We start from the raw sequence: 20,843 nt of genomic DNA on the forward strand, positions 1-20,843 counted from the left end.
AGGCGTCAACCTTTAATTTCAATGAAGTGGAATATAGGGGGAAAAAGACCGTATCAAGGCTACCAGGTGTTCGCCACAACGCATTTAGCGCCTGTGAGACCGAGCGCCGCCCGCGCGGCGCTTCGCGGGTAAACCCGCTCCTACGTTTGTTTCGGGCCAGTCCCTCCTGTGCCGGGCGCGCGCGACCGCCTTGTTGGTACGACGCGATATCGAGCCATGCGCCAGGGCGTTCGCGCGCAAATCCCACAGGCATAATTGGCCCGAAACAAGCGTAGGAGCGGGTTTACCCGCGAAGCGCCGCGCGGGCGGCGCTCGATCTCACAGGCGCTGCAGGGGTTATGGCAGACACATCTCACCGACAACACCATCTCAAGACATACCCACCACGCCTCCCCCTACAACAGCCACAACCAAACCCCAAAAACAAAGCGGGGAGACCTACCGGCCTCCCCGCTTTGTCTACCCACCCTTAAAGGCTAGGGAACGCAAACTGCGAAGCTTCATGGCTGGCCCGCTGCGGCCAACGCTGGGTAATGGCCTTGCGACGGGTATAGAAACGCACACCATCCGGGCCATAGGCATGCAGGTCACCAAACAGCGAACGCTTCCAGCCACCAAAGCTGTGGTAGGCCACCGGCACCGGCAGCGGTACGTTCACACCCACCATACCCACTTCGATCTCGTCGCAGAACAGACGAGCCGCTTCACCGTCACGCGTAAAGATGCAGGTGCCGTTGCCATACTCGTGATCGTTGATCAGCTGCATGGCCTGCTCCAGGCTATTCACACGGACCACGCACAGCACCGGGCCAAAGATCTCCTCTTTATAGATGCGCATCTCCGGGGTCACCTTGTCGAACAGGGTGCCACCCACAAAGTAGCCATCTTCATTACCCGCCACACGGAAACCACGGCCATCCACCACCAGCTTGGCGCCAGCAGCTACACCGTCATCAATGTAACCCACGACCTTGTCACGCGCGGCCGCAGTCACCAGCGGGCCCATGTCCAGGCCGCACGAGGTGCCGGCACCAATCTTCAGCGCCTTGATCTGTGGCTCCAGCTTGGCAATCAGGGCATCGGCCACTTGATCGCCCACGCACACGGCTACCGAAATGGCCATGCAGCGCTCGCCACACGAACCGTAAGCCGCGCCCATCAGTGCACTGACTGCGTTGTCCAGGTCGGCATCCGGCATCAACACCGCGTGGTTCTTCGCGCCCCCCAGGGCTTGTACACGCTTGCCACGCTTGGTGCCTTCGGCATAGATGTACTCGGCGATCGGGGTCGAGCCCACGAAGCTCAGTGCTTTGACTTCCGGCGCTTCGATCAGCGCATCCACCGCTTCCTTGTCACCGTGCACCACGTTGAGGATGCCCTTTGGCAGGCCGGCTTCCAGCAGCAACTGGGCAATGTACAGGGTCGAGCTCGGGTCACGCTCGGAAGGCTTGAGAATGAATGCGTTGCCGCAGGCGATGGCCAGTGGGTACATCCACAGCGGCACCATGGCCGGGAAGTTGAACGGGGTGATACCGGCAACCACGCCCAGCGGCTGGAAGTCGGACCAGGCGTCGATGTTCGGACCGACGTTGCGGCTGTACTCACCCTTCAGCACTTCTGGGGCTGCACACGCGAACTCGACGTTCTCGATACCACGCTTCAGTTCACCGGCGGCGTCTTCCAGGGTCTTGCCGTGCTCTTCGCTGATCATCTGCGAGATCTTGGCTTCGTTCTGCTCCAGCAGTTGCTTGAAGCGGAACATTACCTGGGCGCGCTTGGCCGGAGGGGTATTGCGCCAGGCCGGGAAGGCTGCCTTGGCCGAGTCGATCGCTTCCTGCACGGTTGCGCGGCTGGCCAGTTCGACCTTGCGCACGGCCTGGCCAGTGGACGGGTTGAAGACATCGGCGGTGCGCTCACCCTTGGTAACCAGTTCGCCGTGAATCAGGTGCTGAACAATGCTCATGCAAAACTCCAGATAAACAAAGGAGAGCCAGGCGCGCGCTGAGGGCATGCGCCTGGCATCAAAATCGGAAAGATCAGTCGATCAGGTTCAGGGTTTCGCCTACAGCATCGAACAGGCGGTCCAGTTCCTGCGGCTTGGTATTGAAGGTTGGGCCGAACTGCAGGGTGTCGCCACCAAAGCGTACATAGAAGCCGGCTTTCCACAGCTTCATGGCCGCTTCGTAGGGGCGAACGATGGCATCACCGTCACGGGCGGCGATCTGGATGGCGCCGGCCAGGCCGTAGTTACGGATATCGACGATATTCTTGGTGCCCTTCACACCGTGCAGCAGCTTCTCGAAATGCGGCGCCAGCTCGGCAGCGGACTGCACCAGGTTTTCCTTCTGCAGCAGGTCCAGCGCAGCGAGACCGGCGGCACAGGCTACCGGGTGCGCCGAGTAGGTATAGCCGTGTGGGAATTCCACGGCGTATTCCGGGGTCGGCTGGTTCATGAAGGTCTGGTAGATCTCGCTGCTGGCAATCACTGCGCCCATCGGGATGGCGCCGTTGGTCACCTGCTTGGCGATGCACATCAGGTCCGGGGTAACGCCGAAGGCCTCCGAGCCGGTCATTGCGCCCATGCGGCCGAAGCCTGTGATCACTTCGTCGAAGATCAGCAGAATGTTGTGCTGGGTGCAGATTTCACGCAGACGCTTCAGGTAACCCTTCGGCGGCGGCAGCACACCGGCCGAACCGGCCAGCGGCTCGACGATGACTGCTGCGATGTTGGAGGCATCGTGCAGCTCGATCAGCTTGAGCATTTCGTCAGCCAGCGCGATACCACCCTCTTCCGGCATGCCTTTGGAGAAGGCGTTCACCGGCAACACGGTGTGAGGCAGGTGGTCGACGTCCAGCAGCTGACCAAACATCTTGCGGTTACCGTTGACGCCACCCAGGCTGGTACCCGCGATGTTCACGCCATGGTAACCACGGGCACGGCCGATGATCTTGGTCTTGGTTGCCTGGCCTTTCAGGCGCCAGTAGGCACGCACCATCTTCAGTGCGGTATCGGCGCACTCGGAACCGGAGTTGGTATAGAAGACGTGATTCAGATTGCCCGGCACCAGCTCGGCGATCTTTTCCGCCAGCTGGAACGACAGCGGGTGGCCGAACTGGAACGCCGGGGAGTAGTCCAGCGTACTCAGTTGGCGGGTTACCGCGTCAGCGATTTCCTTGCGGGTGTGCCCTGCGCCGCAGGTCCACAGGCCAGACAGGGCGTCGAAGATCTTGCGCCCGTGGTCATCGACCAGGTAGTTGCCTTCGGCCGCCACAATCAGGCGTGGGTCGCGCTGGAAGTTGCGGTTGGCGGTGTAGGGCATCCAGTGGGCGTCCAGCTTGAGCTGGCTAGCGATACCGGCGGGTGCGGTTTCGGGCAGGTTCATCGGCGGTTCCTCGGAAGACGATTAGGCAACGATGTATGTTGTTGCAGCTAAGTTGGCACGGCGATAGAGTCTGAAAAAGCCTACATTTCTAACCTTCAGGCAGGCCGAGACTAAACTGATGAGCCGAAGACCCGATCCACTCGCCCAAGTCAGCGATTTCGACATCCGCCTGCTGAAGATCTATCGCAGCGTCGTCGAGTGCGGTGGCTTCTCGGCTGCCGAAAACGTGCTGGGCATTGGCCGCTCGGCCATCAGCCAGCAGATGAACGACCTTGAACAACGCCTCGGCCTGCGCCTGTGTCAGCGCGGCCGCGCCGGTTTTTCGCTGACCGAGGAAGGCCGCGAGGTCTACCATTCAGCCCTGCAACTGCTCAGCGCGCTGGAAAGCTTCCGCACCGAGGTCAACGGCCTGCACCAGCATTTGCGCGGCGAGCTGAACATTGGCCTGACCGACAACCTGGTGACCCTGCCGCACATGCGTATCACCCATGCCCTGGCCGAACTCAAGGACCGCGGCCCTGATGTGCGCATCCAGATCCGTATGATCGCCCCCAGCCAGGTCGAGCACGGCGTGCTCGACGGCAGCCTGCACGTTGGCGTCGTACCACAGACCAGCCCGCTATCGGGGCTTGAGTACCAACCGTTGTACAGCGAACGCTCGCTGCTGTACTGCGCGGTCGGCCACCCGCTGTTCTACGCCGACGACCAGCAGATAGACGACGAACGCCTCAACAGCCAGGAAGCCATCACCCCCACCTTCCGCCTGCCGGCCGACATCCAGGCGCACTACCAGGCGCTGAATTGCACTGCCAGTGCTTCTGACCGCGAGGGCATGGCGTTTCTCATCCTCACCGGGCGTTACATCGGCTATCTGCCCGACCACTACGCCATGTTCTGGGTACAGCAAGGCCGTTTGCGTGCGCTCAAGCCCAAGGAGCGTTTTTATGACCTGAGCCTGAGCTGGGTTACCCGCAAAGGCCGGCGCCCCAACCTGGTACTGGAAAGCTTCCTCGAAAGCCTGGCTGCGACACGTTGATGCCAGTCTGTGCCGCAAACGCTTGTCACTTCGGCACAGGCAGGTAATCTTGTCCGACAGCCGCAGCCACTGCCCCGTACGGAATCGTCCATGACCCTAGAAGTCCCTGCGCATCGCCTCTCCGCCTCGGGCAAGCCCGCGGGCCGTATCCGCCAGAAGAACGAACAGGCCATTATCCAGGCCGCCGAAGATGAGTTCGCCCGCCATGGTTTCAAGGGCACCAGCATGAACACCATCGCCCTCAAGGCGGGGTTGCCCAAGGCTAACCTGCATTACTACTTCACCAACAAGCTGGGCCTGTACATCGCCGTGCTCAGCAACATCATCGAGTTGTGGGACAGCACCTTCAACGCCTTGAGCGTCGATGACGACCCTGGCGAGGCCCTGAGCCAGTACATCCGCACCAAGATGGAGTTCTCCCGACGCAACCCGCAAGCTTCGCGCATTTTCGCCATGGAAGTGATCAGCGGTGGCACCTGCCTGACCGAATACTTCAGTGCCGATTACCGCGAATGGTTCCGCGGCCGTGCTGCGGTATTCCAGGCCTGGATCGAAGCAGGCAAAATGGACCCGGTCGACCCGGTGCACCTGATCTTCCTGCTCTGGGGCAGCACCCAGCACTATGCCGACTTTGCCACCCAGATTTGCCAGGTGACTGGCCGCAGCCGCCTGACCAAGCAGGACATGGAAGACGCGAGCAACAACCTTATCCACATCATTCTGAAGGGCTGCGGCATCAAGCCGGCGGCCTGACGGTACTTTATGCCTTCTACCCTGCTCGACCTCTGCGAATACCGCGAGGAAATCCGCAAAAGCCGCTTCATCACCCTCGCCGGGCCAATCAACAGTGCCGCCGAAGCGATGAGTTTCATCGAACGTCACAGCGACCTGGCCGCAACCCACAACTGCTGGGCCTGGAAACTCGGTGCGCAGTACCGCAGCAGTGACGACGGCGAACCCGGCGGCACTGCCGGGCGGCCGATCCTGGCGGCCATCGAAGCGCAGGACTGCGACCAGGTGGTGGTGCTGGTGATCCGCTGGTACGGCGGTATCCAGCTGGGTACCGGTGGCCTGGCCAGGGCCTATGGAGGCGGCGCCAACAAGTGCCTGCAACAGGCGCCCAAGCGCCTGCTCGTGCAGCGCAGCACTTTCAGCTGCAGTTGCAGTTTCAGCGAGCTGGCGCTGGTGAAGCTGCGCCTGGCCGAGGTTGACGGCCTGGTCCTGGATGAACAGTTCACCGCCAATGGTGTGGACCTGCTGGTTGCCCTCGGTGACGCGCACCTGGCGCCATTGCAACAGCAACTGGCAGACCTGAGCCGCGGGCGTATTTTGCTCGAAGCACGCTGAACATTGCCCACAACAACTGTGGGCCTGCCTGTGGATAAGCTTGGGGCATCTCTTGCAGGCTAGTGATTTCGAGGCTCTCAGAGCTTTGATCATATTTTGATCACCATTTGATGACAGTCGCAAACTGCTGAATGTGCGCGACTTATCCCCAGCGAACCGCCCATCCAAGCCGCACCCCGCCTGCTCACCTTGCACACAATAACTGTGGACCAGCTTGTGGATAACCCGTGTGCCAACAGGCGAAACGCCCGGCCCCACAAGGCCCAGACAGAACTGACCATTTTTTAACCAGACGCAAACCAGGCACGCGTATCCCCCGTGACGTATGCTCAATTCCCTTCTCCTACACCGAAAGGAATGTCCCTATGGCTAATTCAAGAACCGCCCTCATCATCGGCGCCTCGCGCGGGCTTGGTCTGGGCCTGGTACAACGCCTGCACGAAGACGGCTGGCACATCACTGCCACCGTCCGTAACCCGCAGCAGCCCGGCGCCCTGGCGAACGTGCCCGGCGTGCACATCGAGCAGCTGGAGATGAACGACACCGTTCAGCTCGACGGCCTGAAGCAGCGCCTGCAAGGCCAGGTGTTCGACCTGATATTCGTCAACGCCGGGGTCATGGGGCCCCTCCCGCAAGACCTGGAGGCAGTTCGCAACAACGACCTTGGCGATCTGTTCATGACCAACGCTGTGGCGCCAATACGCGTGGCTCGCCGCCTGGTGGGTCAAATACGCGAAGGCAGTGGTGTGCTGGCTTTCATGAGCTCGATCCTGGGAAGCGTCACCATCCCCGACGGTGGCGAAATCTGCCTGTACAAGGCCAGCAAGGCGGCATTGAACTCAATGATCAACAGCTTCTTCGTTGAGCAGCAGCGCCCGGACCTGTGCGTACTGGCTATGCACCCGGGCTGGGTGAAAACTGACATGGGCGGCGAAAACGCCGAAATCGATGTGCTCACCAGCACCCGCGGCATGATCGAACAGATCGAGGCCCAAAGCGGCAAGGGCGGCCTGCGTTTCATCAACTACAAGGGCGAACCCTTGGTCTGGTGATTCACCAGGTCGCAGCCCGGCTGGGCGCATTGCCCAGCCAGCCCCTGTAGAATGGCCGCAACCGTACCTGATTGAGATGAACCACTATGTATGACTGGTTGAACGCCCTGCCCAAGGCCGAACTGCACCTGCACCTGGAAGGCTCCCTGGAGCCCGAGTTGCTGTTCGCCCTGGCCGAGCGCAACAAGATCGCCTTGCCCTGGTCCGATGTGGAGACCTTGCGCGGTGCCTATGCCTTCAACAACCTGCAGGAGTTCCTCGACCTGTATTACCAGGGCGCAGATGTGCTGCGCACCGAACAGGACTTCTACGACCTGACCTGGGCCTACCTGCAACGCTGCAAGGCGCAGAACGTGATCCACACCGAACCCTTCTTCGACCCGCAGACCCATACCGATCGCGGCATTGCTTTCGAAGTGGTGCTCAACGGCATCAGCCAGGCGCTCAAGGATGGCCGCGACCAACTGGGCATCAGCAGCGGCCTGATCCTCAGCTTCCTGCGCCACCTCAGCGAGGATGAAGCGCACAAGACCCTCGATCAGGCCTTGCCGTTCCGCGATGCGTTCATTGCCGTAGGCCTGGACAGCTCGGAGATGGGCCACCCGCCCAGCAAGTTCCAGCGTGTGTTCGACCGCGCCCGTAGCGAAGGCTTCGTCGCCGTTGCCCATGCTGGCGAAGAAGGCCCGCCCGAGTACATCTGGGAAGCCCTCGACCTGCTGAAGATAAAACGTATCGACCATGGCGTGCGCGCCATCGAGGACGAGCGCCTGATGCAGCGCATCATCGACGAGCAGATCCCGCTCACGGTGTGCCCGCTGTCCAACACCAAGCTCTGCGTGTTCGACCACATGAGCCAGCACAACATCCTCGACATGCTCGAGCGTGGCGTGAAAGTCACGGTCAACTCGGATGACCCGGCCTACTTCGGTGGCTACGTCACGGAGAACTTCCACGCCCTACATACCCACTTGGGCATGACCGAAGACCAGGCACGTCGCCTGGCGCAGAACAGCCTGGACGCACGGCTGGTTTGAGTAGCATGACGACGTTGTGCTCAACCGACCTGCAACGTCGCCACGCGGGCTATGCGATTGATCTGCTGGATACCCAGCGCCGAAATATGCAATGCCCGCGAGTCCTCCAACTCGCGCATCCAGCCAGATTGCAGGAACAACCTGAACAAGGCCTGACCCAGTACGCCACCCAGATGCGGGCCCTGGTCATTCCATTCGGTGCAGCGGCAGATCACGCAACCCCGTTGCTGGTGTGGCGCCAGGGCATCAATGTACACCCCGACCAAGGCCAACTGCGCCCGCCCCTCGTCACTGACCCTCAAATGCCGTCCGCTGCCTTCCAGCCAGCCAGCCACCACCATGCGATGGTACAGCTCACTGGCCAATTCCCCACCCAGGTGATCGCCACAACGGCGCGCCCGGCGCATCGACAGGGGCAGCGAGGATATCGGCGTTTCGGCACGCTCTCCCCTGGCGCTTTCCAGCTGTACGCTGGCCAAGGCTTCTACCGCTGCACCGACCTGCGGGGTGGCCAGACAGAAGTAACGTTTGCGGCCCCTGGCTTCATGCCTGAGCAAACCGGCCGACGACAGCAGCGAAAGGTGCGCGCAGGCTGACGATGAAGTCAGCCCTGTCATTATCGCGAGCTCATTGGCCAACCGGGGTGTGCCATCGATCAATGCCCACAACATGGCACTGCGCTTGGGGTCGGCCATCAGGCTGGCGATCTGGCTGATACTGCTGACTGCGTTCATGTCCTTGTAACTCCCTGCAAGTTCACTGTGGGGATGCGATGGCCAACCCTGCCAGGGAAGCGCCTCTCGCTGGCACTGGCCTGGTTCGCCAGTATAAGCCGCAGAAAATGCCGGCCAGACGACCAGGTGCCATCGTACTCATGACGAAAAACCACTGGGTATCCCTACCCATTGCAAGCAGCGAAGCGGCTTCGAAAGCTGGCCGGAACCAAGTCAACCAAGGCACCGGCACGCCCACACAAACGCGCTGAAACATATTGATGAAAACAGACTTGCAGCCATTTCAGATGTGGCCCACAGCAACCTTCCACAAATAGCGCGACACAAAGCGAAGGTTCTGCGGGTTTACGGGCATTGCGCCCAAAGTAGGAAACACCGCCAGGAAAATGCACACACTTACCGTCAGTCAGGACGCTGAAGCAGTGTCATGGCAGGCTGGCGGGCCAGCGCTACACTTGAGCGGCTCCCCTTCCTGGAGGTATGCCGCGATGAAAATTATCGTAAGTGCGTCGAGCCGAAACCCCGCCTGCCCTTGGCAAGTCCAGCTTGATCAGCATGTGGTCAGTTTCCGCAGCGAGGCTGAGGCGCGAGCCTTCGTCGCCACGCTGGAAACCCGGCTGCAGGCACCTCACCCGCTCATGCGGGAGCCTTGGCCTGCAAGCGCCGGGTCAACAGCGCAACACTGACCACCAGCGCCCCGCACAGGCTGATCACGATTGCCATCGGCACCGCACTGCCATCATGCAGCAGCCCGACCAGCGCCGCAGCACCCGCAGCCACGCTGAACTGCACACAGCCCATCAGTGCCGAGGCGCTGCCGGCACGCGCGCCCTGTCCGCTCATGGCGCAGGCCGAAGCATTGGGAATGATGCAACCAAGGCTGGCGATACAGATGAACAGCGGTACCAGTAGCGGCCACAATTGCGCAGGGCGCAACGCCGCCACGCCCAGCAGCACCAGGCCAGCAATCAGATACAGCCACACTGCACGGCCCAGCAGGAAGGCCGGCCCGCGTTTGGCCAGCAAGCGGGCGTTCACCTGCGCCACCAGAATAAAACCGGCAGCGTTGGTACCGAACAGCCAGCCGTAATGCTCAGCGGGCACGCCATACAGTTTGATGAACACGAAAGGTGAACCGGCGATGTAGGCAAACATGCCGGCAATGGCAATACCGCCGGTCAGGGCATGGCCGAGGAACACCCGGTCAGCCAGCAGCCGCAGGTACTGGCGCAAGGCGCCAGACAGCGGTTGGCGGGGTATATGCTCGGGCAGGCTTTCCGGTAGGCCCAGGCTTACCGCCAGCAGACAGCCGGCACTGAACAGGCTCAGAGCAAGGAAGATCGACTGCCAGCCGGCCAGGTTCACCAGCACCCCACCCAGCATCGGTGCCAGGATCGGCGCCAGGCCCATGACCAGCATCAGTTGCGAAAACACTTTGGCTGAAGCGACCGGGTCGCACTTGTCGCTGACGATGGCCCGCGAAAGCACCATGCCGGCACAACCACCCAGCGCCTGGATGAAACGCGCCACCACCAAGGTATCGAGGTTGGGGGCGTAGGCACAGGCCAGTGATGCCAGGGTGAACAGCGTAACGCCGAACATCAGTGGTATGCGTCGGCCAAAGCGGTCGGCAACCGGCCCATAGGCCAACTGCCCGATAGACAGGCCCAGGAAGTAGGCGGCCAACGTGGCCTGGACGTGTTTTTCATCGGTGGCGAACGCTTGCGCCATGGCCGGGAAGGCTGGCAGGTAGAAGTCGATCGCCAAGGGCCCGAACGCACTGAGTGCGCCCAGGATGAGCACCATTCGCAGGTTCATCAGGAATCCATAGCAGGCTAAGCAAGTAACTGATTCTACCTGCTGTGGCCCCTGTCAATGTGAAAACATTTGCAACACTGTTACCCCAGATGGGAGCAGTCAGGGCGTCAGGCGAGCTCGGCCTGATACCCCTCCTCCCGAATCGCGGTGAGAATCTGCTCCTGCGCCAACTCGCTATGCACACGCACCTGTTTGCCCGCCAGATCAACTTCCACCCTGGCTGCCGCATCCTGCTCCTGCACCGCGCGGGTCACGGCTTTCACACAATGGCCGCAGGTCATGCCTTGTACATTGAACACGTGCATGGGGTTACCTCCTTCAGGTTTTTCACGAGTTTCAAGCTTGCCATCAGGGCAAGGTCAAGCCCTGCCTGCAACACCCGGGGTGGAAATCCGCGTCCGCGTCGGCCAAGCTGCGCCTTTGACGATCAGGCATGCAGGAGATTTTTCATGTTCAGGGCAGCATTGGGCGTCGTCGGGCTATTGGGGGCGCTGGCTGTGGTACCACCGGCCTTCGCCGAGGGCAACTCGGCCTACAGCGTACTGATCATTTCCCGGGAGCGCCTGGAAGTGGCCACCAGTTGCGAAATCGGCGTGTACCTCAACGACCAGCTCTCCGGGCGCGTTTTCCAGGAGCAGTCAACCTCGTTCAACCTGCCGCCTGGCCCGGTGGATGTGCGCCTGCGCCTGCTGCCTGGGCAAATGCCGGGTTGCGCCGCAGGTATAGAGGACCAGCGCAGCACGCGTTTGAATCTGCAGGCGGGCCAGATCAACAAATACCGCATCGCCATGGGGCAATATGGGCTGGAGTTGAAACGAGCCGACCTGGGCTATTGACCTTGCCTGCGTGGCAAGGTTGATGCTGGAGGCCTGTCCAAGGAGGAGAGCCATGCCCGCATCCACCACATACGACCTGCCGATCTCCGGCATGACCTGCGCCAGCTGTGCTGGCCGGGTCGAGCGCGCCCTGCGCAAGGTCACCGGCGCTGAACAGGTCAGCGTAAACCTCACCACTGAAAAAGCCCGGGTCCTGGCCCCGCCTGCCAGCCTGCCGGCCTTGGTCGAAGCCGTGCGCGAGGCCGGCTACGGGGTACCAACCCGCACCCTCGAACTGCAGATAGGCAGCATGACCTGCGCAAGTTGTGTCGGCCGAGTAGAGCGCGCCCTGGGCAAATTGCCCGGGGTCGAGCGGGTCAGCGTCAACTTGGCCAGCGAACGTGCGCACCTCGAAGTGCTTGCGGCCCTTGACGACAACCTGCTCATCGACGCTGTGCAAAAGGCAGGCTACAGCGCCAGCCTGCCGCAATCGACCAGGGACGACCAAAACGCTATCCAGCGCCGCCTGCGCAACGAGCGCCTGGCAGTCGGAGCAGCCTTGCTGTTGGCCCTGCCGCTGGTGTTACCCATGCTGGTACAACCGTTCGGCTTGCACTGGATGCTACCGGCCTGGGTGCAGTTCCTGCTGGCCACACCCGTGCAGTTCATTCTCGGTGCGCGCTTCTACATTGCAGCCTGGAAGGCCGTGCGCGCCGGCGCTGGCAACATGGACCTGCTGGTGGCCCTGGGCACCAGCGCTGGCTATGGCCTGAGCCTGTACCAATGGGCACAGGCCCCCGCCGGTATGGCCCCGCACCTGTACTTCGAAGCCTCGGCCGTGGTGATTGCCCTGGTATTGCTGGGCAAGTACCTGGAAAGCCGCGCCAAACGCCAGACCGCCAGCGCCATCCGAGCCCTCGAAGCCTTGCGCCCGGAACGTGCCCTGCGCGTGGTCGACGACCTGGAAGAGGACGTGGCCATCGCCCACTTGCGCTTGGGCGACCTGGTACTGGTCAAGCCCGGCGAGCGCTTCCCGGTCGACGGCGTAGTCGAAGACGGCAGCAGCCATGCCGATGAGGCCCTGATCAGCGGCGAGAGCCTGCCAGTGCCCAAGCAACCCGGCGACAGCGTCACCGGTGGTGCCATCAATGGCGAAGGCCGGCTGCTGGTGCGTACCCAGGCGCTGGGCACCGAGACCGTGCTGGCGCGCATCATCCGCCTGGTGGAAGACGCCCAGGCTGCCAAAGCGCCGATCCAGAAGCTGGTCGACCGTGTCAGCCAGGTGTTCGTCCCGGCCGTGCTGGTACTGGCCCTGATCACCCTGATCGGCTGGTGGCTGGCTGGGGCACCGCTGGAAACCGCGCTGATCAACGCCGTCGCCGTGCTGGTCATCGCCTGCCCCTGCGCACTCGGCCTGGCCACGCCCGCCGCGATCATGGCCGGCACCGGAGTCGCCGCCCGCCACGGCATCCTGATCAAGGATGCCGAAGCCCTGGAGCGTGCCCATGCGGTCAACCGCGTAGTGTTCGACAAAACCGGCACCCTCACCTCCGGCAGCCCGCGGGTGGTTCACAGTCAGGCGTTGGACGGCAACCGTGCCGACCTTCACCGCCTGGCCGGCGCCCTGCAGCGGGGGAGTGAACACCCGCTGGCCAAGGCGGTACTGGTGGCCTGTGCAGAGCAAGGGCTGGAGGTGCCAACCGTTGCCGACAGCCAGTCGCTGACCGGGCGCGGCATTGCCGGGCGCGTTGAGGGCCGTGAACTGGCGCTTGGCAACCGCCGACTGCTTGACGAAAGCGGCCTACAGCCGGGCGAGTTGGCCGCCCAGGCCCAGGCCTGGGAGGCTGAAGGGCGCACACTGTCGTGGCTGATCGAGCGCGGCACGCAACCGAGCGTGGTGGGCCTGTTTGCCTTTGGCGACAGCCTCAAGCCTGGCGCCGCGCAGGCCATCGAAACCCTGCACGCCCAACACATCAGCAGCCACCTGCTGACCGGTGACAACCGTGGCAGCGCCAAGGTGGTTGCCGAGGCCCTGGGCATCGACGATGTGCACGCCGAAGTGCTTCCGGCCGACAAGGCCGCGACGGTGGCCGCGCTCAAGCAGGATGGGGTGGTCGCCATGGTGGGCGATGGTATCAACGATGCACCGGCGCTGGCCGCAGCCGACATCGGCATTGCCATGGGTGGCGGTACCGACGTGGCCATGCAGGCCGCCGGCATCACCCTGATGCGTGGCGACCCGCGCCTGGTGCCCGCCGCGCTGGAAATCAGCCGCAAGACCTACGCGAAGATCCGCCAGAACCTTTTCTGGGCCTTCATCTACAACCTGATCGGCATCCCGCTCGCCGCGCTGGGTTATCTCAACCCGGTACTGGCGGGAGCCGCCATGGCCCTGTCCAGCGTCAGCGTCGTCAGCAACGCACTGTGGCTTAAAACGTGGAAACCCACCAGCAGCACACAGGAGGCGCCATGAACATCGGCCAGGCCGCCCGCCGCAGCGGGCTCAGCACCAAGATGATCCGTTACTACGAATCCATCGGCCTGCTCAAACCGGCTACACGCAGCGACAGCGGCTACCGCCTGTACCAGGCGCAAGACCTGCACAACCTGGCCTTCATCAAACGCTCCCGAGACCTGGGCTTTTCCCTCGAGGAGGTCGGCAAGTTGCTGACCTTGTGGCAGGACCGCCAACGTGCCAGCGCCGATGTGAAGGCGCTGGCCATGCAGCACATCGATCAACTGAACCAGCGCATCGAGGAGCTGGTGAGCCTGCGCGACACCCTCGGTGAACTGGTTTCGCACTGTCAGGGTGACGACCGCCCGGACTGCCCGATCCTTAAAGACCTGGCCAATGGCGCTGCAGGCAGCTGCTGTCACTGAGCTGCCACGCGCGTTTGGCATGCCATAACTGTCCAAACACGACCGAATAGTCACCAACCACGACTTTATCCAATAAATACGGGCGTTTTGGCTTCATGAAACCCGGATGCTGCCGATGTAGTTACTACCTGCCTCGTGTGTCGAAAACAACAATTCCGGGAGCGTCGATGAGCATCAAACAGAAACTGACCTGGGCATTCGCGGTCATCGCCGGCTTGCCCATCGTTCTCGTGGCCACCCTGGTGGTCATCAACCTGCGCGGCGAAGCCCGCGACGGATTCCTCGACAGCAGCAGCCGGGAAATCCGCCAGGTCAGCAACGCGATGAACATCTTCTTCCAGGGGATCAATCAGAACGTCGAGTACATGGCTTCCCAGCCAATGGTTGCCGCCACGGGCAGCGAGCTGAACAAGTACATGAGTGCAACGCCGTCGTACGAATTGGGCGAGCAGGCCAGCAAAATACTCGATTTCATGACCCGCCTGGCCAACTCACATCCCGCCTACGCCTACCTGTCCTACGGGGTGAATGACGGCGGCTACACGGGCTGGCCGGCCGGCCAGAAGTTCGTCAACTATGACCCCCGCACGCGCCCCTGGTACCAACTAGCCATGGCCAACCCTGGCAAGACGTTGCGTACCGGCGCCTACTACTGGGCCGCTGACGATGCGGTGCTGATCAGCACCGTGCGCACCGTGGCCAACCAGCTGGGCAACCCCGGCGGCGTGGTCAACATCGACGTGTCGCTCAAGGGCCTGACCGAGATCGTCAAGCAGATCAAACTGGGCGAAAGCGGCTACCTGATGCTGGTGGAAAGCAACGGCAACGTGATGGTCGACCCGCGCGACGCCGCCCACAATTTCAAGCAGCTGGGAAGCTTTGGCGACGGTTATGCCAAGCTGGCCAAAGCCGGCAAAGGCCTGGTCGAGGTCGAACTCAATGGCGTGCACTACATGGCCAACGTCTACCCCGACCAGCAACTGGGCTGGACCTTCATCGGCCTGATCGAACAAAGCGAAGTGATGCAGACCACCACCCGGCTCACCTGGCTGATCGGTGTGATCGCTGTGGTGTTGGCCTCGCTGTTCGCGGTGGTCGGAGCGGCCTTCGCCAAACTGATCGTGCGCCCGATCAACAGTGTTACCAATGGCCTGGAAGACATTGCCCAAGGTGAAGGTGACCTCACCCGCAACCTGGAAATCCGCGGCCGCGACGAAACCGCGCAACTGGCCAGCTGGTTCAACCAGTTCCTCGGTGCCATTCGCAGCCTGATCCAGCACATCGGCACTGCTGCCAGCAAGATCCTCAGCACATCCAGCAGCTCGACCCGCGTCTCCAGCGACATGGCCGAGGCGGCCGGCCGCCAGCGCGAAGCCGTGGACATGGTTTCTACCGCATTCCACGAAATGGTCGCCACTGCCAATGAAGTGGCAAGGTCCTGCAGCCAGGCAGCGCAGTCGGCCGACAGCGGCCAGCAGCAGGCCCGCGAAGGGCAGCAGCAGATCGATGCAGCGGTACTCAGCGTTGATCGCCTGAGCCACGAAATCGAGCAATCGGCCCAGTCGATCCAGCAACTGGAGCGTGACAGCAACGCCATTCAGTCGATCCTCGGCACCATCCGTTCGATTGCCGAACAGACCAACCTGCTGGCCCTGAACGCCGCCATCGAAGCGGCCCGTGCCGGTGAGCAGGGTCGCGGCTTTGCCGTGGTGGCCGACGAAGTGCGTGCGCTGGCCAAGCGTACTGCCGACTCCACCGCCGAAATCGACGGTTTGCTGGGCAACCTGGCCAGCCGTACCGCCGAAGTGGCCGAGCAGATGCACGCCAGCCTGGAAGTGTCGCAGCAGTCGGTCAGCCGCATTGGCCTGGCCCGCGACAGCTTCGGGCAGATCCGTGAGTCGGTAGACGTGATTCGCGACATGAACACCCAGATCGCCACGGCGGCCGAAGAACAGCATCAGGTGGCCGAGGACATCAACCGGCACATCAGCCAGATTCACGGGGATGCGCAGCTGGTGGCCGAGCTGGCCCAGGCGGCGCGCCAGGACTCTGAGAGCCTGGCCGGGCTGTCCAATGAGCTGGATACGCTGGTGCGCAGGTTCCGCACCTGAAGTGTGGCCTGTGCCGGCCCTTTCGCGGGTGGTAACGCGCCCCTGTAGGAGCGGGTTCACCCGCGAAGAGGCCGGCACAAGTATCCCTAAACTAAAGCCTCAACTCCCCGGGCGTTGCCCCAAACAGCTGCTTGAACGCCGCAATGTAGGCCGAAGTGGAGTCATACCCACACCCCAGCGCCGCCTCGGTCACAGTCTCCCCCGCCTCCAGCAACGCCAGCGACGACAATAGCCGCATGCGCTGGCGCCAATTACGAAAGCTCAACCCCGTCTCCCGCTGAAACAGCCGCATCAAGGTCTTCTCCGAACACCCCAGCTCCCGCGCCCATTGCTGCAAGGTCTGCGGCTGGTCGGGTGCCGCAATCAAGCCATTGCACAGCGCCAGCAAACCAGGGTGGCGCGGCAACGGCAGCGAAAAACCGACTTCCGGCAAGGTGCGCAACTGATCGAGTAGCACCGCCACCAGACGCGCCTCGGCGCTGTCGTTCTCTGGGTAATCTGCCGGGAACAGGCAGAACTGCTTGATCAGCTCGCGCGCCAGCGGCGTGACTTCCAGCACTCGGCATTGTTCCGGCGCCCATGGGCAGGCATCGCGGCGCACATACAGGCTACGCATCTCGGCTTGCATCGAGGTGACCACTTCATGCTCGGCATCGGCAGGGATCCATACCCCCCACTGCGGTGGGGCAAAGTAACTGCCGTCGCGGGTATACACGCCAAGGACACCGCTGATGGCGTACGAGAACTGCACCCAGTCGTGCTGGTGACGAGTGGTCCACGAACCGGCGCCAAGGCTTTCGGCGCGGGCGTAGAGAGGTCTGGGCAGGTGTTCCAGCGCAGGGATAGCGCGGGGGTGTCCGATCATCGGCATGGTATTTTCTTTTTGTTCTGACCAGACAAGCCTAACAGCTGGACCATGATCGAGGCACACGCCGCGTCTGCAGTTACCCTTTTCATCAGCGCTCGACGATAACGGTCACCCCTTGCCCGCCTGCCGCACAGATCGAAATGAGCCCGCGCCCCTTACCCGCCGTCGCCAGCAGTTTGGCCAGGTTGGCCAATATTCGCCCACCGGTTGCCGCAAACGGGTGCCCGGCCGCCAGCGAACTGCCCTTGACGTTGAGTTTGCTGCGGTCGATGGCGCCAAGCGGCGCCTCCAGGCCCAACCGCTCACGGCAGTAATCGGCATCCTCCCAGGCCTTGAGCGTGCAAAGCACCTGGGCAGCAAAGGCTTCGTGGATTTCGTAGTAGTCAAAGTCCTGCAGCGTCAGGCCATTGCGCGCCAGCAAGCGTGGCACGGCATACACCGGCGCCATCAACAACCCTTCGCGCCCCGTGACAAAATCCACCGCAGCGGTTTCGCCATCGACCCAATAGGCAAGCACCTGCAACCCCTGCTGCTGCGCCCACGCCTCGCTGCCCAACAGCACCAGCGAAGCACCATCGGTCAACGGCGTAGAATTACCTGCCGTCAACGTGCCCTGCCCGCTGCGGTCAAAGGCTGGTTTGAGCCTGGCCAACTGCTCAAGGCTCAGGTCGGGGCGCAGGTTGTTGTCCCGTGTCAGCGAAAGAAACGGCGTCAACAGGTCGTCCTGCCAACCCTCGGCATAGGCTGCGGCCAGCTTCTGGTGGCTAAGCAGCGCCAATTCGTCCTGCTCGGCGCGGGCAACGCGCCAGGTGTGGGCCATGCGCTCGCAATGCTCGCCCATCGACAACCCCGTACGCGGCTCGCTATTGCGTGGTAGCTCGGGTTTCAGGTGGTGAGGCCGCAGCTTGAGGAAAGGCTTGAACCGCTCGCCAAGGCTTTTGCCACGGTTGGCCTGCAGCAATATATGGCGCAAGCCTTCGTTGACGGCGATCGGCGCATCGGAGGTGCTGTCGACACCGCCAGCAATACCGCAATCGATCTGCCCCAGGGCAATCTTGTTGGCCACCAGCAGCGCAGCCTCCAGCCCGGTACCGCAGGCCTGCTGGATGTCATAGGCCGGGGTCTGCGGTGACAGGCGCGAACCCAACACGCACTCGCGGGTCAGGTTCATGTCGCGCGAGTGCTTGAGCACGGCACCGGCCACCACCTCGCCCAACCGCAGCCCGTGCAGGTGATAGCGTTCGATCAAGCCTTCAAGCGCGGCCGTGAGCATCGCCTGGTTGCTGGCCGTGGCGTAGGCGCCATTGGCGCGGGCGAAAGGGATCCGGTTGCCGCCCAGGATCGCGACCCGGCGAGTTGAACGCATGCGCGTGTTCCTCCTGAAACAATTTGATCGGTACAGCCTAGGTGTTTTTACCGCATTCGAACGACCCTGCCGCAAAGTTGGTCCACACTTTCAGACTTGCCTTTCGGGAGACCCCTCATGAGCGATCGCTACCTCGGTTTTGCCAACTCCAATCTCGGCCGCCGCTTCGTGGATGCCCTTGGCCTGCCACGCCCGGCGCCACTGGAGCGCTGGCAGGCTGGCCGCCTGCGGCCGGTGGAAGGTGCCCTGGTACTGGGTGGCGGGCCACTGGCGAAGCAGGTCGAAGCCATCGCCCCGCGCCTGACTGACGAGGTATACAGCTTCAATGCCGATAACCTGCAGGCTGAAGCCTGGGTGGCCGGCCTGGGGCCGAAAATCAAGGCTGTGGTGTTCGATGCCAGTCACTTGTCCGACAGCGATGCACTGAAGCAGTTGCGTGAATTTTTCCAGCCGCTGTTACGCAGTCTGGCCCCATGCGCCCATGTCGTGGTGCTGGGCCATGCACCGGAAGGCCTCGACGACCCACTGGCCAGCGTTGCACAACGTGCCCTTGAGGGCTTCAGCCGCTCACTGGCCAAGGAACTGCGCAATGGCGCTACGGCCCAGCTGTTGTATGTCACCGCCGGTGCCGAAGATCAGCTGGAAGGCGCCCTGCGCTTCTTCCTGTCGCCAAAGAGTGCCTTCATCTCTGGCCAGGTACTGCGCCTGCAAGCCTGCACCAGCCAGGTGCAGGACTGGACACGCCCACTCGGCGGCCGCCTTGCGCTGGTCACCGGGGCTGCGCGCGGCATCGGCGCCGCCATTGCGGAAACCTTGGCACGGGACGGCGCCGATGTGCTGCTGCTCGATGTACCGCAGGCCAGCCAGGACCTCGACGCCCTCGCTGCACGCCTCGGCGGCAAGGCACTGCCATTGGATATATGCGCCAGCGATGCGGCCACGCAACTGCTCGCGGCCCTGCCCGAGGGCATCGATATCGTGGTGCACAACGCCGGTATCACCCGCGACAAGACACTGGCCAACATGACCCCGGAATACTGGGACGCGGTGCTGGCCGTAAACCTCAAGGCACCGCAGGTGCTCACCCAGGCACTGTATGACAACGGCGCGCTGGGTGAAAACGCGCGCATCACCCTGCTGGCCTCGGTCAGCGGCATTGCCGGCAACCGCGGGCAGGCCAACTATGCCGCGAGCAAGGCCGGGCTGATCGGCCTGGCCCAGGCCTGGGCGCCACGGCTCGCCGAGCGCGGTGGCAGCATCAACGCCATCGCCCCCGGTTTCATCGAAACCCACATGACTGCAGCCATGCCCATGGCCCTGCGCGAGGCGGGCCGGCGCTTGAGCTCGCTGGGCCAAGGTGGGCGCCCGCAGGACGTCGCCGAAGCCATTGCGTGGCTCAGCCAGCCAGGCTCCGGGTCGGTCAACGGCCAGGTGCTGCGGGTGTGCGGCCAGGCACTGATGGGGGCTTGAACATGAGCCGACAATGGCACGACCTGCACAACCCTGCCGCCCGGGCGAGCCTGTACCTGCGCGCAGCCAGCAAACGCAAAATCAGCGGCGACCGGCTGCCGGACGATGGCCTGCGCTGTTTCATTCGGGTCCAGCCGGGCAACCTGAACATGTATCGAAGGCTTTGCCACTTTCCCGAGGACGGCCGCCTGCCGGGGACCTATCCACATGTGTTGGCGTTTGCCCTGCAATTGCAGCTGATGACTGCCGATGATTTCCCCTTCCCGCTGCTTGGCCTGATACACCTGCACAACCGCATCGAAGTGCTGCGCCCCCTTGGTGCTGTCGAAGGGCTGCGCTTTGCGGTATACGCGCACAACCTGCAGCGCCATGCCAAAGGTGGCACCTTCGACCTGGTCACCGAGGCTGAAGATGGCATTGGTCTGCTCTGGCGCGAGACCAGCCGCATGTTGGTGCGTGGCTTGGCGCTGGAAGGCGAGGCAAGTGAGCCCGCCGACACTGAGCCTGGTTCATTGCCCGAGGCCACCCGCTGGTACGCCGACAGTGATATCGGCCGGCGTTATGCCAAGGTTTGCGGGGACTACAACCCTATCCACCTCAGTGCTGTCAGTGCGCGGTTGTTCGGCTTTCCCACGGCCATTGCCCATGGCATGTGGACCAAGGCCATGGCCTTGGCCGCGCTGCGCGGACACTTGCCGCACAGTGGCTATGCCTTTGAGGTGGACTTCCGCAAGCCGGTAAGGTTGCCTTCAGAGGTGGTGCTCAGTGCCAGTGAAGCGGGCCCTGCGGGCCAACTGCGCCTGGACGGACACGGGGACGTGCTGCATATGGTCGGCCGTTGGGAGTGCCTGTAGGGCCGGGCCTGTTCTGGCGGTATACGCTTGCTTTGCATCGGACCTGGGCAGAAGCTATGCAGCCATAGGAGACCC

19 protein-coding genes and 1 pseudogene are annotated in these 20,843 nt (G+C 62.8%); 13 read left to right on the top strand and 7 right to left on the bottom strand.

Annotation, left to right across the window (positions count from 1 at the left end; translation table 11 throughout):
* Nucleotides 1–469 precede the first annotated feature (469 nt).
* Together LVS58_RS16865 and LVS58_RS16870 are read right to left on the bottom strand one after the other, a co-directional pair.
* Nucleotides 470–1,963, bottom strand: coding sequence for a CoA-acylating methylmalonate-semialdehyde dehydrogenase (locus tag LVS58_RS16865; protein WP_003255276.1), 1,494 nt, complete (start codon nt 1,961–1,963; stop codon nt 470–472).
* Between the two features lie 73 nt (nt 1,964–2,036).
* Nucleotides 2,037–3,383, bottom strand: coding sequence for an aspartate aminotransferase family protein (locus LVS58_RS16870; protein WP_233692026.1), 1,347 nt, complete (start codon nt 3,381–3,383; stop codon nt 2,037–2,039).
* A gap of 115 nt (nt 3,384–3,498) precedes the next feature.
* On the opposite strand from LVS58_RS16870, the gene LVS58_RS16875 reads away from it, so the two are divergent.
* The 5 genes from LVS58_RS16875 (at nt 3,499) to LVS58_RS16895 (ending at nt 7,852) form a co-directional block, all read left to right on the top strand.
* Complete coding sequence (locus tag LVS58_RS16875; RefSeq protein WP_029611808.1) at nt 3,499–4,419, top strand: LysR family transcriptional regulator; 921 nt, start codon at nt 3,499–3,501, stop codon at nt 4,417–4,419.
* A 90-nt stretch (nt 4,420–4,509) separates the two neighbouring features.
* On the top strand, nt 4,510–5,172 hold the full coding sequence (locus LVS58_RS16880) for a TetR/AcrR family transcriptional regulator (RefSeq protein ID WP_003255279.1): 663 nt from the start codon (nt 4,510–4,512) through the stop codon (nt 5,170–5,172).
* Between the two features lie 9 nt (nt 5,173–5,181).
* Entirely contained in the window at nt 5,182–5,766 is a 585-nt protein-coding gene (locus LVS58_RS16885; RefSeq protein ID WP_233692027.1) for an IMPACT family protein, read from the top strand.
* Nucleotides 5,767–6,131: 365 nt separating this feature from the next.
* The gene (locus LVS58_RS16890; RefSeq protein WP_233692028.1) at nt 6,132–6,818 is read left to right on the top strand and encodes an SDR family oxidoreductase; all 687 of its coding nucleotides are present in this window, start codon (nt 6,132–6,134) and stop codon (nt 6,816–6,818) included.
* Between the two features lie 86 nt (nt 6,819–6,904).
* Nucleotides 6,905–7,852, top strand: coding sequence for an adenosine deaminase (locus tag LVS58_RS16895; RefSeq protein ID WP_233692029.1), 948 nt, complete (start codon nt 6,905–6,907; stop codon nt 7,850–7,852).
* Nucleotides 7,853–7,872: 20 nt separating this feature from the next.
* On the opposite strand, the gene LVS58_RS16900 is transcribed toward LVS58_RS16895, so the two are convergent.
* The gene (locus LVS58_RS16900; protein WP_233692030.1) at nt 7,873–8,586 is read right to left on the bottom strand and encodes an ArsR/SmtB family transcription factor; all 714 of its coding nucleotides are present in this window, start codon (nt 8,584–8,586) and stop codon (nt 7,873–7,875) included.
* A gap of 488 nt (nt 8,587–9,074) precedes the next feature.
* Between LVS58_RS16900 and LVS58_RS16905 the strand changes: the two genes are divergently transcribed.
* Complete coding sequence (locus tag LVS58_RS16905; RefSeq protein ID WP_233692031.1) at nt 9,075–9,272, top strand: hypothetical protein; 198 nt, start codon at nt 9,075–9,077, stop codon at nt 9,270–9,272.
* Here LVS58_RS16905 and LVS58_RS16910 read toward each other — a convergent pair.
* Both LVS58_RS16910 and LVS58_RS16915 read right to left on the bottom strand, forming a co-directional pair.
* On the bottom strand, nt 9,223–10,404 hold the full coding sequence (locus LVS58_RS16910) for a multidrug effflux MFS transporter (protein WP_233692032.1): 1,182 nt from the start codon (nt 10,402–10,404) through the stop codon (nt 9,223–9,225). The two genes, LVS58_RS16905 and LVS58_RS16910, sit on opposite strands and share 50 nt — an antisense overlap.
* Before the next feature lie 107 nt (nt 10,405–10,511).
* Nucleotides 10,512–10,709, bottom strand: a complete 198-nt coding sequence (locus LVS58_RS16915; protein WP_233692033.1) for a heavy-metal-associated domain-containing protein — start codon at nt 10,707–10,709, stop codon at nt 10,512–10,514.
* A gap of 144 nt (nt 10,710–10,853) precedes the next feature.
* On the opposite strand from LVS58_RS16915, the gene LVS58_RS16920 reads away from it, so the two are divergent.
* The 5 genes and pseudogenes from LVS58_RS16920 to LVS58_RS25350 all read left to right on the top strand — a co-directional run bounded on the left by LVS58_RS16920 (nt 10,854) and on the right by LVS58_RS25350 (nt 16,210).
* A complete protein-coding gene (locus LVS58_RS16920; RefSeq protein WP_003255287.1) occupies nt 10,854–11,240 on the top strand; it encodes a hypothetical protein in 387 nt (128 codons plus the stop codon).
* 52 nt (nt 11,241–11,292) lie between these two features.
* Nucleotides 11,293–13,692 (top strand): heavy metal translocating P-type ATPase, encoded by a 2,400-nt coding sequence (locus tag LVS58_RS16925; protein WP_233692034.1) that lies wholly within the window; start codon nt 11,293–11,295, stop codon nt 13,690–13,692.
* Nucleotides 13,689–14,099: a Cu(I)-responsive transcriptional regulator gene (gene cueR, locus LVS58_RS16930; RefSeq protein ID WP_233692035.1), complete on the top strand. Its 411-nt coding sequence runs from the start codon at nt 13,689–13,691 to the stop codon at nt 14,097–14,099. The genes LVS58_RS16925 and cueR overlap by 4 nt, the downstream gene beginning before the upstream one ends.
* A gap of 365 nt (nt 14,100–14,464) precedes the next feature.
* Nucleotides 14,465–15,352, top strand: a pseudogene (locus LVS58_RS25345) (cache domain-containing protein); the annotation flags it as partial.
* 129 nt (nt 15,353–15,481) lie between these two features.
* Nucleotides 15,482–16,210, top strand: a complete 729-nt coding sequence (locus tag LVS58_RS25350; RefSeq protein WP_442796472.1) for a methyl-accepting chemotaxis protein — start codon at nt 15,482–15,484, stop codon at nt 16,208–16,210.
* A 91-nt stretch (nt 16,211–16,301) separates the two neighbouring features.
* Here LVS58_RS25350 and LVS58_RS16940 read toward each other — a convergent pair whose 3' ends face one another.
* Together LVS58_RS16940 and LVS58_RS16945 are read right to left on the bottom strand one after the other, a co-directional pair.
* Nucleotides 16,302–17,081, bottom strand: a complete 780-nt coding sequence (locus LVS58_RS16940) for an AraC family transcriptional regulator (protein ID WP_233692037.1) — start codon at nt 17,079–17,081, stop codon at nt 16,302–16,304.
* Nucleotides 17,082–17,166: 85 nt separating this feature from the next.
* The gene (locus LVS58_RS16945) at nt 17,167–18,444 is read right to left on the bottom strand and encodes an acetyl-CoA C-acetyltransferase (RefSeq protein WP_233692038.1); all 1,278 of its coding nucleotides are present in this window, start codon (nt 18,442–18,444) and stop codon (nt 17,167–17,169) included.
* Between the two features lie 117 nt (nt 18,445–18,561).
* Here LVS58_RS16945 and LVS58_RS16950 point away from each other — a divergent pair, with 117 nt between their 5' ends.
* A complete protein-coding gene (locus LVS58_RS16950) occupies nt 18,562–19,914 on the top strand; it encodes a 3-oxoacyl-ACP reductase (protein ID WP_233692039.1) in 1,353 nt (450 codons plus the stop codon).
* Nucleotides 19,915–19,916: 2 nt separating this feature from the next.
* Entirely contained in the window at nt 19,917–20,768 is an 852-nt protein-coding gene (locus tag LVS58_RS16955) for a MaoC family dehydratase (protein WP_233692040.1), read from the top strand.
* The last annotated feature ends 75 nt before the right edge of the window (nt 20,769–20,843 follow it).

It is taken from the genome of Pseudomonas sp. JR33AA, assembly GCF_021378985.1.
GTDB classification, from domain to species: Bacteria; Pseudomonadota; Gammaproteobacteria; order Pseudomonadales; family Pseudomonadaceae; genus Aquipseudomonas; species Aquipseudomonas alloputida.

Bases quoted from the DNA above. Each gene is read 5' to 3' on its own strand.
- LVS58_RS16945 (WP_233692038.1), bottom strand. From the start codon at position 18,444: ATGCGTTCAACTCGCCGGGTCGCGATCCTGGGCGGCAACCGGATCCCT.
- LVS58_RS25350 (WP_442796472.1), top strand. From the start codon at position 15,482: ATGGTTTCTACCGCATTCCACGAAATGGTCGCCACTGCCAATGAAGTG.
- LVS58_RS16940 (WP_233692037.1), bottom strand. From the start codon at position 17,081: ATGCCGATGATCGGACACCCCCGCGCTATCCCTGCGCTGGAACACCTG.
- LVS58_RS16950 (WP_233692039.1), top strand. From the start codon at position 18,562: ATGAGCGATCGCTACCTCGGTTTTGCCAACTCCAATCTCGGCCGCCGC.
- LVS58_RS16895 (WP_233692029.1), top strand. From the start codon at position 6,905: ATGTATGACTGGTTGAACGCCCTGCCCAAGGCCGAACTGCACCTGCAC.
- cueR (WP_233692035.1), top strand. From the start codon at position 13,689: ATGAACATCGGCCAGGCCGCCCGCCGCAGCGGGCTCAGCACCAAGATG.
- LVS58_RS16870 (WP_233692026.1), bottom strand. From the start codon at position 3,383: ATGAACCTGCCCGAAACCGCACCCGCCGGTATCGCTAGCCAGCTCAAG.
- LVS58_RS16925 (WP_233692034.1), top strand. From the start codon at position 11,293: ATGCCCGCATCCACCACATACGACCTGCCGATCTCCGGCATGACCTGC.
- LVS58_RS16865 (WP_003255276.1), bottom strand. From the start codon at position 1,963: ATGAGCATTGTTCAGCACCTGATTCACGGCGAACTGGTTACCAAGGGT.
- LVS58_RS16910 (WP_233692032.1), bottom strand. From the start codon at position 10,404: ATGAACCTGCGAATGGTGCTCATCCTGGGCGCACTCAGTGCGTTCGGG.
- LVS58_RS16905 (WP_233692031.1), top strand. From the start codon at position 9,075: ATGAAAATTATCGTAAGTGCGTCGAGCCGAAACCCCGCCTGCCCTTGG.
- LVS58_RS16890 (WP_233692028.1), top strand. From the start codon at position 6,132: ATGGCTAATTCAAGAACCGCCCTCATCATCGGCGCCTCGCGCGGGCTT.
- LVS58_RS16885 (WP_233692027.1), top strand. From the start codon at position 5,182: ATGCCTTCTACCCTGCTCGACCTCTGCGAATACCGCGAGGAAATCCGC.
- LVS58_RS16920 (WP_003255287.1), top strand. From the start codon at position 10,854: ATGTTCAGGGCAGCATTGGGCGTCGTCGGGCTATTGGGGGCGCTGGCT.
- LVS58_RS16955 (WP_233692040.1), top strand. From the start codon at position 19,917: ATGAGCCGACAATGGCACGACCTGCACAACCCTGCCGCCCGGGCGAGC.
- LVS58_RS16915 (WP_233692033.1), bottom strand. From the start codon at position 10,709: ATGCACGTGTTCAATGTACAAGGCATGACCTGCGGCCATTGTGTGAAA.
- LVS58_RS16880 (WP_003255279.1), top strand. From the start codon at position 4,510: ATGACCCTAGAAGTCCCTGCGCATCGCCTCTCCGCCTCGGGCAAGCCC.
- LVS58_RS16900 (WP_233692030.1), bottom strand. From the start codon at position 8,586: ATGAACGCAGTCAGCAGTATCAGCCAGATCGCCAGCCTGATGGCCGAC.